At 30.8% G+C, this 10,762-nt stretch carries 10 protein-coding genes and 1 pseudogene; 2 read left to right on the top strand and 9 right to left on the bottom strand.

The genetic code is table 11. The features are described 5' to 3' along the window. Positions 1-71: 71 nt before the first annotated feature. Positions 72-1,088, top strand: a complete 1,017-nt coding sequence (locus AC13CQ_RS12500; RefSeq protein WP_008615051.1) for a formimidoylglutamase — start codon at positions 72-74, stop codon at positions 1,086-1,088. A gap of 201 nt (positions 1,089-1,289) precedes the next feature. Next, entirely contained in the window at positions 1,290-1,754 is a 465-nt protein-coding gene (locus tag AC13CQ_RS12505; RefSeq protein ID WP_008615053.1) for a GNAT family N-acetyltransferase, read from the top strand. A gap of 64 nt (positions 1,755-1,818) precedes the next feature. Here AC13CQ_RS12505 and AC13CQ_RS12510 read toward each other — a convergent pair whose 3' ends face one another. The 9 genes and pseudogenes from AC13CQ_RS12510 to AC13CQ_RS12550 all read right to left on the bottom strand — a co-directional run. Then, positions 1,819-2,736 carry a patatin-like phospholipase family protein gene (locus AC13CQ_RS12510; RefSeq protein WP_008615054.1) on the bottom strand — a complete coding sequence of 306 codons (918 nt, stop codon included), beginning with the start codon at positions 2,734-2,736 and terminating at the stop codon, positions 1,819-1,821. 27 nt (positions 2,737-2,763) lie between these two features. Then, entirely contained in the window at positions 2,764-3,660 is an 897-nt protein-coding gene (locus tag AC13CQ_RS12515; RefSeq protein WP_008615056.1) for a patatin-like phospholipase family protein, read from the bottom strand. An 87-nt stretch (positions 3,661-3,747) separates the two neighbouring features. Further along, entirely contained in the window at positions 3,748-5,835 is a 2,088-nt protein-coding gene (locus tag AC13CQ_RS12520; RefSeq protein ID WP_008615058.1) for a M1 family metallopeptidase, read from the bottom strand. Between the two features lie 656 nt (positions 5,836-6,491). Then, positions 6,492-7,253, bottom strand: a complete 762-nt coding sequence (locus AC13CQ_RS12525; RefSeq protein ID WP_008615059.1) for a YoaK family protein — start codon at positions 7,251-7,253, stop codon at positions 6,492-6,494. Further along, a complete protein-coding gene (locus tag AC13CQ_RS12530) occupies positions 7,237-7,713 on the bottom strand; it encodes a hypothetical protein (RefSeq protein WP_008615060.1) in 477 nt (158 codons plus the stop codon). The genes AC13CQ_RS12525 and AC13CQ_RS12530 overlap by 17 nt, the downstream gene beginning before the upstream one ends. A gap of 17 nt (positions 7,714-7,730) precedes the next feature. Next, positions 7,731-8,201 (bottom strand): hypothetical protein, encoded by a 471-nt coding sequence (locus AC13CQ_RS12535; protein WP_008615061.1) that lies wholly within the window; start codon positions 8,199-8,201, stop codon positions 7,731-7,733. Between the two features lie 303 nt (positions 8,202-8,504). Beyond that, positions 8,505-9,857 (bottom strand): sensor histidine kinase, encoded by a 1,353-nt coding sequence (locus AC13CQ_RS12540; protein WP_008615063.1) that lies wholly within the window; start codon positions 9,855-9,857, stop codon positions 8,505-8,507. Then, positions 9,841-10,560 carry a response regulator transcription factor gene (locus AC13CQ_RS12545; protein ID WP_008615064.1) on the bottom strand — a complete coding sequence of 240 codons (720 nt, stop codon included), beginning with the start codon at positions 10,558-10,560 and terminating at the stop codon, positions 9,841-9,843. The genes AC13CQ_RS12540 and AC13CQ_RS12545 overlap by 17 nt, the downstream gene beginning before the upstream one ends. Positions 10,561-10,635: 75 nt before the next feature. Continuing rightward, positions 10,636-10,762, bottom strand: a pseudogene (locus tag AC13CQ_RS12550) (IS982 family transposase); the annotation flags it as partial.

The following is a 10,762-nucleotide window of genomic DNA, read 5'->3' on the forward strand; positions in this document are numbered from 1 at the left end:
CTGAAAATTTCAACGAGTTCATAGATTATCTTTTGATAAAAGCGTTTACAGCTTTATAATAAATATACAGTATGTCTTCAAATTTGGTTAGTTACGATTTAAAAAAAATCACCCCTTTAATTGCTCCTAGAAAAGGAGAGCAAAAATTAGGGGAACATATAGAATTATTACATGAGAACGATTCCCTTGTTTCTCAATTATCAGCTTCAGAAACTAAATATGTTTTAATGGGAATTCCCGAAGATATTGGGGTAATAGCAAATTTAGGAAAGCCTGGAACAAGAAATGCTTGGGAAGCAGCATTGCCATATATTTTAAATATTCAAAATAACCAATACACAAAAGGTAATAAAGTTTTATTATTAGGGCATTTAGATTTTTCTTCTGAATTAAAAAAAATTGATGCCCTTTCAGGAGAGGAACAAATTGAAGAAGCTCGTAATATCACCGCTCTTATAGATACGGAAGTGACTAATATAATCCATAAAATTGTTACTAGCGGAAAGAAACCTATTGTTATTGGCGGCGGACATAATAATGCCTACGGAATATTAAAAGGCGCTTCATTGGCTTATGGAAATGCTATAAATTGCCTTAATATAGATGCACACACCGATTTTAGAAAACGTGAAGGTCGACATAGCGGAAACGGATTCTCCTATGCTTTTCATGAAGGATTTTTAGAAAATTACTTTATCTTTGGGCTTCATGAAAACTATACTTCAAAAAAAGTATTTAAAACCCTAGAGAAGGAGTCTCGAATTAAATACAATACTTTTGAAGAACTGTATGTGCGTTGTGAAAAAGGCTTTGATTTTGAAATAAAAGAAGCGATTGATTTTGTAAAACCTTCTAAATTTGGACTAGAAATAGATATGGATTCCATAGAAGGAATGCCTAGTAGTGCCATTACAAGCTCAGGATTACCTCTTAATACTGTGAGAGAAATTATATTTAAAAGTAAAAAGGCAAAAAACATTTCTTATCTCCATATTTGTGAAGCTGCTCCGATTATGGAAAACGAACGAGAAAAAAACTTAGTTGGTAAAGCAATAGCTTATCTAGTTTCCGATTTTATAAGAAAGTAAATCTTTATTAAGTAATTACACAATTAAAATACATATTAGATCATTAGTGCTACACTAATGCTTCTACATTAAATAAACTCCCTCGAGGTAAGCCTACGAGGTATTTAATAGAAAATAATTTAATCCATTTCGACGTAGAGCCCTTCGGGAAACTCAGAACAGGCTCTGGAGAAGAAAACCCTCAATGAGGGATTGAAATATATGAACATAGAAATTGTACCATTTAAAATGGAATATGCTACTGCATTTAGAGATTTAAATGTAGAATGGCTTGAGAAATTCTTTATTGTAGAACCTCATGATAAAGAAGTATTATCTAATTGTAAAGAGAATATTATAGATGAAGGAGGATTTATATATTTTGCTAAAATAGATACTGAAATAGTAGGGTGCTTTGCTTTTTTAAAAGTTGAAAATGGAATTTTTGAATTAACAAAAATGGCTGTTTCTCCAGAATACCGTGGTAAAAAAATAGGTCAGCATTTATTACAGTTTAGCATAGATACTGCCAAAGACAAAGGTTTTAAGGAGGTACTCCTCTACTCTAGCAGAAAGCTTGAAAATGCTATTCACCTCTATCGTAAATATGGTTTTAAAGAAGTGCCATTAGAACCAAATACTCCATACAAACGTGCAGATATTAAAATGGTTATGAAAATAGTATAAGGAATGGTTTGTATGGTTCTCAATTATATTTAATAGAGATTTAAAAGTAAAAGTGTCTAAAAAATTAGCCTGCCATAGTTACTCTTTTAGCATCTTTTTGAATTTTTACGCGCTCTTCTGCATATTCTTTTCCTTGTTCCCACCATTGCGCCATTAATTCCTTATTAAAATACAGGGAGTTTTCTGTTAATCTTGTAGGAGTAAAATAAGTGTTTAGCTTCACATTTTTATTGATAGCTGCTAGTTTTCCTTCAACCACATCATGAGATTCTAGTTGGTCTAATACAAAACTATATAAATTTACCATTAAAGAAAATGGATTCTTACCTAACACTTTTTTGTGCTCCATGTTTTCAGTTTCTAAAATAATGGCATCAACTTCCGTAGCGCCCATTTTAATAGCTTCGCGAATTGGAATTACACACCCTAATCCGCCATCAGCATACTCAAAACCATTTTTTTTAGCAAGCGACATAAACGGAACATAATTACAAGAAAGCCAAATCCAATCACAAAAATCTTCATATTCATAATCCATAATCGACTTATATTCTACTCGATTCATAGATAAATTAGAAACCGTTACCACTACATTTTTCCCTTTCTCTTTGAGTAAATTATAATCGTTTTCAGAAAAATGTTTTTTGATGTGCTTACGTAAGTTTTTACTTTCCCCAAATGTACGCTTACGCTTTATAAGTTGCCACATTACGTTTAAGTAATTAATAGCTACATATTCTTCATCTCCTTTTTTACGAGTTACAAACGGATTGTTACTGAAAATTTTACGCTGAGTAACGGTAGTATAAACTTCGTAGATTTTTTCGATATCATTATTTGCCAAATGTGGAATCAATAAGCTTCCGGTAGAGGTTCCTAAATAAAGATCGTAATCTCTTTTTTCCTTTTTCATAAGATGCTCTGCAACACCACCGGCAAATGCTCCTTTACTTCCCCCTCCACTTATAACTAATGCTCGCATACTTTTATATTGATTTTTTATAGTAGCTTATAACTGACTCGTTTCTTTGTTTTTAAATTTAGCAAAATCAAAACCACTTTGCCACCATCTTGTCATTTTTTCTTTGTTGAAAATTAAGGAATTTGTAGTTAATACAGTTGGTGTATAATAAAAATTTATAATAACATCATTATTAGACGCTACAAACTTCCCAATTCTAATGTTTTGATGTTCAATTCTATCCAACATAAAACTAAACATAGTGGTAAGTAATGAAAATGGATTTCTAGAAGGCAAACGATTTAATTGTGTTACTTCCGTTTGAAGGATAATAGCATCAATTTCTGTAGCCCCTCTCCTAATTGCTTCTTCAATAGGAACCATAGTGCCAATACCTCCATCTGCATATTCACAGCCTTCTTTTCTCACTAAACTCATAAAAGGTGTGTAATTACTGGAAATCCAAACCCAATCGCAAAAATCATCATACGTAAAATCGTTAATAGATTTGTATTCTACTTGATTTAAGGATAAATTGGATACGGTTACTATTACTTCTTTTTTACTGTGTTTTAATTTTAAAAACTCTTCTTCTGTAAAAGTATTTCGAATCAGTTTTTTAAGATTATAACTCTCTCCAAAAGTTTTACTTCCTCTTAAAAAATTGCGAATTACATTTAAATGATGAATCGAAATTTGCTGAACTCCATACTTTTTTTTAATTCGAAACGGACAAATATTAAAGATGCTTTCGTTGTTTACTGAGGTATAAATAGCCTTTATCTTTTCTACTTCATTAAGCGCTAAATGATTTACCAACAAACTCCCTGTGGAAGTTCCCAAAAATAAATCGTACTCTACTTTTAATTCCTCTATTAAATATTGAGCAACTCCGCCAGCAAACGCCCCCTTTGATCCTCCTCCAGATATTACAAGTGCTTTCATCTGTTAATATTTATGTTTCTCAATGGTAAGATGCATGCTCTTGACATCATATTGGTTGGTTTTTAATTGTTAATGGCCATTTCATAATTAATTTTCTTGTAGCTGTTGTTCAAGAAAAACTTTTTCTTCGGAAGGTAAATCGGTTACAATTCCTTCTAAGACAATTCTATAATCTTTATTACTCATTAACTCTTTCAACAATTCTCTTGAAAATTTTGAAAACTGCCATACAGGATGCTTGCAAGCTTGAACTAAATTTCTAAGAGCCATTTCATCAAATCCTTTTATTTGATAAAGATATTGAAAAGCCTGTTGACGGATTTCAAAATGTTGTGAGGGATTGGTGTAACTTAACAAAATATCAAAATATTCTTTTTTATTATTTTGCTGATAGTCTTCTGTAATTAAAGCCAATGTAAGCCATAATGTTTCAATGTTTTTATCGCTAAAACCCGTTATTCCTTTCGTTTTATCAAGAAATCTAACTCTATCTTTTGGAAAAGGAAAATTTACCCACAACTTCATCAAAGCATTCTGTATGGTTAGATAACTCTTATCTAATAGTAATTTTTCGAATTCTGATTTAAATTCTTGCGGAATAGGATTCATATATAGTGCTACCGCTTGTCGTGTTTTTAATACGTTAGACTGCATAGCCTTTAAAAAAACAGCCTTCTCCTCTTCGGAATTAGGAAGCAAGCGTTTAAGAATATGAGTAACTATAACAGATTTATCTTGAGAAGAAAAAATAATAGGATGCGCTTCTGCATATTTTATTACTTCTTCATTATTCATTTCATCTATGGTTAACAGGGTTTTAGAGACTTCATTTTGAAGCAACAATTGTTTTGCATCTTCTAATGGAAATTTAGGATTTACAAACCACTTTTGGACAAAATCTTCTAATTTAATCTGACTTTTAGCAGCAGCTATATTGATAAAGTTGTGAGTATTGGCGTTTTTAAAAGCATAATCTTTTAAATATTTCTTTATCGATTTTTTAAACGCTCTATCGCCAATATAATTCCGCAATGCAAAAATAGCCCAAGCACCCCGCTCATAGAAAGTAAGGCTACTCGCCTTTGGATTGAGCAGACTTTCACCTCCATTTTTATTTAAATCCTCTAATTGTTTAGCTGAATTATACAATTGCTCGTAAAAATAATCTTCCCCAAAAATCTCCTTTTCAGCCAAAAGCGCATAATACGTAGCAAAACCTTCTTGTAACCAATGGTGTGTGCTACTCTCCTCTGTTACTAAATCTCCAAACCATTGATGCGCCAATTCATGTGCATTAACATTGATGTAATTTTTATCAATAAACCCAATTGAATCTACCATATGTGAATCGGAAAAAATAGTAAGCGATGTATTTTCCATCCCAGCATATAAAAAATCTTTTACTGGAACTTGCTTATAATTCTGCCACGGATAAGCAACACCTATTTCTGTTTCTAAAAAGTCAAAAATATGCTTTGTATGCCTATAAGTAGGTTCTACTATATCCGATTTATTTGGATAATAATACATTTCTATAGGAATTCCACTTTTAGAAACCTCCGTTTCATAATCGTAATTCCCAACTGCTAAAGCTACTAAATAACTACTCATTGGATATTGCATATCGTATTTCCAAGTAGTTAAATTCTTCTCTTCTATTTTATCTACAAGTTTTCCATTTGCTATAGTTTTATATATTGATGGAGTTGAAATAGAAAGATCAAATTCTATCTTCTCGTTCATATCATCAAAGCTAGGAAGCCAATTAGAAGTGTATTTTCCTTGCCCTTGCGTCCATACTTGAGTTTTATTATTTCCGTCAGGAGACACAAAGTATAAAGCTTTTTTAGGACTTGTATAATATTCTATTTTTAAACTATTTAAAGTATTTGATTTAAAGTTATAGTTTACTTTTAGTTTTGTATTGTTATAAGTAAATTCAACAGGAGAATCATTTAAAAACACAGCTTCTATTTCCATGTTTTTAGCATCAATAAAAAGCGAATCCGTAGCTTTTAAAATATCAAAAGTATAAACAACATAACCTGAAACTTTTTTTAATTCAGGATCAATTGTTAGCGTAACATCTCCTTTTTTTATATCTATAAATTGAGTCTGTTGGGAAAATCCAATAAAAGAAATAAAGAAAAAAAATAGGGCAAAGAATAGCTTCATGGGGTTTTAAATTTACTCGATAATCGAGATTTTAATGCTCCAAAACCTATTTCAGAATCAAAATGCTTTTCTTATAACTACCTTGTAGGTTTACCCCTGCTAGGTAGTTTACTCACATTAAGCATGTTTATATTCTTCAACACTAGGTCGGAATATTACATTATAATTTATATCTTTTTCTTGTAAGTTTATTACATAGTTATTGGCTACCAAAATACTATTTTCTAATGAAATTTTAGTGTTCTATAACTATTGTTGTCCGATAAAAGTTAACGGAATTTATTGTACTCCACTTATATCAAGGCTTAAATGAGGTTTTCAAAATAGGCTCCTTGCTATTAGTAAAAATGAATGAAAAGAGGATTTTAGTAATGTTTATTATCTAAATTACTTGTTTTTAGATAGTTAATATTTAGTCGTTGTTCTTTTTCTTATAGCGAGCGGACTTGTATTTTTACTCGGACATTAATGTTTCTATACTATTAAAGAAGAAGGAAACTACATCAAAGTAACTAAACTTTCGATTATCGAGTAAAATTAGAGCAAAAAAAACATCAATCCATTTAAAAAAGCCAAACGGATTGATGTAACAACTGGTTTAAAAAACCTAACTAACCATCGTAATAATTCTTAGAAACCTTTGGTAATAAAATATCTTAATCGGCAATTTTATATTTTGGTGGAAGTGCTCGTTTACGACGACTCCTCATAAGTTTGTTTATTTTTAATTTATAATATTCATAGCCTATAATGATAGAAATAGCAAAACAAGCAACATAAAATACCATAAATTGAATTTTTAAATACACTACTCCTGCAAAAATCCCCCCTGTAATATATGCTAAGGCTATGGAGAGCAATATTTTTCCTTTCTCTTTTAGCGCTTTATTATTACGGTATTTCTTTTTTGTGTACATAGAAGCAAGAATACCAACATCGGTGGTAAGTCCTGTCATATGCGTTGTTTTTACCGAAAAATTAGAAATACTAGCGGTCAGTCCATTTTGTAATCCCATTGCAAACAACATCAAACCAACCATAATTTCGGTTTCCCATAAGGTTTCTTGATAATAAAACTCCCCATAAGTTCCTACTGCAAACAGACATATAATTTCAAGAAATAACGGTACCGAATGTGCGATGTACGAATTTTTATGATTGAAGTTTATTATGACTTGATTGGAGCAAAAGTTTCCTATAAAAAATAAAAAGATCCAAGCAAATACAATGATAGCGCCATTCCAATTCCCCTTGGCCACCTCTTCAGCAAAAATTGCATAATGCCCAGTTACATTCGACGTAAATGCAAAAAATATAATTACAGAAGTAACATTAACCATTCCTGCTGAAAAAGCAGATAAGGATCCTAGTTGGATATTATCTTTGACGGTTCTGCTATTATTAAATTTTCTCAGCATAATTTATCTCTTCTTTTTTCTTAAAAGTTAGCTTAACTATTCCCCTTGCTTGAATATCCGATTGGAAGTGAAGCTCCATTTCTTTATCATTAATTTTATAAAGATTGTAATGTTCATTCTTAAAATCGGGATATTTAAGTTTTAAAATATGTCCCCTTCCTTTGAGTGTCCACTCTAACTTCTTTTTCCTGTCTTCACTAGAGAGAAGAACTTCCCCATTTGGTAAAAACTCCCAAGTTTCCGCTTCATGTATAATCAAGCCTTCTGTAATATCATTCTTTATAGTTTCATCAATATATTTATTGTTTTTTAATGGCAATTTTTCATACTTCCAAGATGTTTCTTCCCAAACCCCAACTATTTCCATATTTGGAGGAGTGCTTTTGCTTAAAACAAGTGTAATTGTTGTTACAATAACTACAAACGAAAGCAGGTATATTAGTACAATTTTATTCTTCATAATTGTTTTTTTGAGAGCTATGACGTAAGTAATTTCGCAAAAGTTCCTTGAGTCTGGTAGATTATTTCTAAAGGAGTTTCTACTTCATTAACAATCAAATTTGACCTCTTAATAGTATTTATTAAAAGGAAATTTTTTTCTTTCTGCTTCTTCACAGCCATGGGAATATATGCTTCGTCTATCTTATTTGCTTTTATATAGTTTTCAAAAGCATTTTTTGTATATCCATGATATAAATCTGTAGAAATAGAATTGATTATTCTAGCGTGTTTATTACCCAATATTTCAAGTGCTTCATTAAATTTTTCCTCTTGAAGCATTTCTATTTGTTGTTTTTTGGAGAAAAATAAAAGTTCTGTAATAGAGCTAGAAATTGGAGCGCTGTAAATAAGTACAATATTGATTTTTTCTGTCTGACTGCTAATTACTTTTTTTAATAGTGATAAAGACTGAATTGTAAAATCTGTAGGAACTAATATCTTCTTCATAGTTTGTTTTTTTTACTTAAAAACAAAACTATGTTTACATTATAAGAATGGAATTAAGACCACATTAGAATTCCATTAGAATTTTCAAATCCCTCATTGAGGGTTTTAATCCCTATAGCCTATCTTGAGTTTACCGAAGGGCTCTACGTCGAAATGGATTAAATTATTTTCCTTTGCATTCCTTGTAGGCTTGCCTCGAGACAGTTGATAGATAAATTTTATAAGCCGCTATGTTATCATTAATTAAGATTCTACTGTTGTAAAATCTGTCTAATCTTAGCGAATAGCTTGCGAGAGAATTAATTATTTGTGAGGAAGTAAAATCTCTACTGTTGTTCCTTCATTTTCTTTAGAGCTAACAATGAGCTCTCCTCTATGAAGTTTAATAACATTCCTACTTAATGGCAATCCAATTCCGTAACCTGAGTAATCTTCAGTATTTGAAGCTCTAAAAAATGGATCGTAAATATAGCCTAACTCTTTTTCTGGAATTCCAACTCCTAAGTCTTTAATAATTAAAATCACATTTACATCAGAGGCAGCTAGAATAATATCCACCTTGGCATTATTGGAATATTTGCATGCATTCATTACAATATTAGAAACAGCCAGATGTAATAATTGCTCATTTCCTTTTACTTTTAAATGATAAGGATTTTCGGGTAACAAATTAAAGTCCAGATAAATATTAGCTTCAGGATAAATTTTTTCAACCGTAGTTTTAACATCAATAACTAACTCATCCATTCGGATAATGCTGTCTTGATTTATTTTTCCTTTATTGTAACCCGTTTGTGCAAGAAACAACAATGCTTTAGTTTTTTTATTCAGTTTTTCAGCTTCCTCTAAAATTGTAATTAACGATTGTTTATATTCTTCAGAACTTCTGTCTTTAGACAACGTAACTTCTGCTTCCCCAATAATTGAAGTTAGCGGAGTATTAAGCTCATGAGAAGCATTACTAATAAAATTTTTCTGTGTTTCAAAAGAAGTTTCCAATCGGTTAAGCATATCGTTAAAAGTGGTAGCCAAACTTTTCATTTCTTCATTACTTTGAGACTCCTCTAAACGATAATTAAGACTTTCTGTCCCAATTTTCTTCACTCCTTTAATAATCTTACTTATAGGTTGCATTACCGTTCGAGAAAAAAAATACGCAATAAATACTATTATTAAAACTGAAATAAGCAGAGAGAAAAACAGAAGGTTTCTTAAATGGACCATGTGGTGTTCTGCATAATAATTTTGTGCAGAAACAACTACTATATAATTTTCATATTTTATTCCTGAATAAAAGGTATTATTTTGCTTGTAAAATACTCTTTCTTCTTCTATAATTTGCTGTATAAACTCCTGTGGAATATTTGCTTTATTTAATAAAACCTCAGAATCGGCTATTTCATCAAGATCTATAAGCGTTATTTTTTCATCTGGAAGTTTTTCTAAAAAATCTTGGCGAATCTCTTTAACAACATCAATATCTTGATTGTTTTCTAATTGAATTTTTGCCATGGTAATGGCTCTAATCTCCAGTCTTTTATAGAAATCCGTATACGCATAACTACTTATAGAATAATATATTACACCACTAAATATTAAAATATAAGCAAAGAAAACGGAGGTTAAAAATATGATTATTCTATTTTGTGTCTTCATCGTTTACTCTTAAAATATATCCCATCCCAATTACAGTATGGATAAGACGTTCTCCGTTATATTTCTCTAGCTTTTTCCGTAAATAATTTACATACACATCTACTACATTTGTCCCAATATCAAAATTTACTCCCCAAACATTATCTAAAAGCTCATTTCTAGAAAGTACAATTCCAGGCGACTTTATAAAAGCTAACAAAAGCTTATATTCTGTAGAAGTTAAATTAATTTTATGACTGTCTCTTTGAACTGTTTTGGCAGCATCGTTTACAACAATTGTTTCAAACGTATAAATATTAGACGCTTGGTTAACCAACGATTTGTTATTGGAAGACCTTCTTAACAAACTATTTATTCTAGCGGTTAATTCAATAAACTTAAACGGCTTTACTAAATAATCGTCGGCTCCAGTATTTAGTCCTAATGCTATGTTTTCTGGACTTCCAAGAGCCGTTAAAAATATAATTGGAATACTGGCGTTATTTTTTCTAATCTCCTTACAGATGTCCATTCCGTTCATCTCAGGAAGCATAATATCAAGAATTAGCAAATCAAACTCAGAAGAAGTAGCTAACCTAAACCCTTCACTTCCATTTAAAGCTATGGAAACTTCAAAACCTTCTTCGGTAAGCCCCTTATTTATAAAGGAACACACCTTAGGGTCGTCTTCAACTAATAAAATTTTTTGCTTTTCTTTTTTCATAATACGAGCGTAAAAATACAGAATTTATAACTATTCCTTTTGTGAAGGTAATTACTTTAGTAACCCGTTGTGCATTTAGGCAATATTGATTTTTAGGTTATTGATATTTCTGTTGAATTCAAATATGTTTATATATTGAATGACCGTCATAGCCGTAATCTTAGATAATATTCTGTTTTTGAATCCCTCAAAAGATTTAGCA

This window comes from Galbibacter sp. L-19, assembly GCF_056857615.1.

What these genes read in the sequence shown, in the direction of transcription:
- AC13CQ_RS12545 (WP_008615064.1), bottom strand. Translation starts at nt 10,560, where the DNA reads ATGAAAAAAGAAAAGCAAAAAATTTTATTAGTTGAAGACGACCCTAAG.
- AC13CQ_RS12540 (WP_008615063.1), bottom strand. Translation starts at nt 9,857, where the DNA reads ATGAAGACACAAAATAGAATAATCATATTTTTAACCTCCGTTTTCTTT.
- AC13CQ_RS12515 (WP_008615056.1), bottom strand. Translation starts at nt 3,660, where the DNA reads ATGAAAGCACTTGTAATATCTGGAGGAGGATCAAAGGGGGCGTTTGCT.
- AC13CQ_RS12525 (WP_008615059.1), bottom strand. Translation starts at nt 7,253, where the DNA reads ATGCTGAGAAAATTTAATAATAGCAGAACCGTCAAAGATAATATCCAA.
- AC13CQ_RS12530 (WP_008615060.1), bottom strand. Translation starts at nt 7,713, where the DNA reads ATGAAGAATAAAATTGTACTAATATACCTGCTTTCGTTTGTAGTTATT.
- AC13CQ_RS12535 (WP_008615061.1), bottom strand. Translation starts at nt 8,201, where the DNA reads ATGAAGAAGATATTAGTTCCTACAGATTTTACAATTCAGTCTTTATCA.
- AC13CQ_RS12510 (WP_008615054.1), bottom strand. Translation starts at nt 2,736, where the DNA reads ATGCGAGCATTAGTTATAAGTGGAGGGGGAAGTAAAGGAGCATTTGCC.
- AC13CQ_RS12520 (WP_008615058.1), bottom strand. Translation starts at nt 5,835, where the DNA reads ATGAAGCTATTCTTTGCCCTATTTTTTTTCTTTATTTCTTTTATTGGA.
- AC13CQ_RS12500 (WP_008615051.1), top strand. Translation starts at nt 72, where the DNA reads ATGTCTTCAAATTTGGTTAGTTACGATTTAAAAAAAATCACCCCTTTA.
- AC13CQ_RS12505 (WP_008615053.1), top strand. Translation starts at nt 1,290, where the DNA reads ATGAACATAGAAATTGTACCATTTAAAATGGAATATGCTACTGCATTT.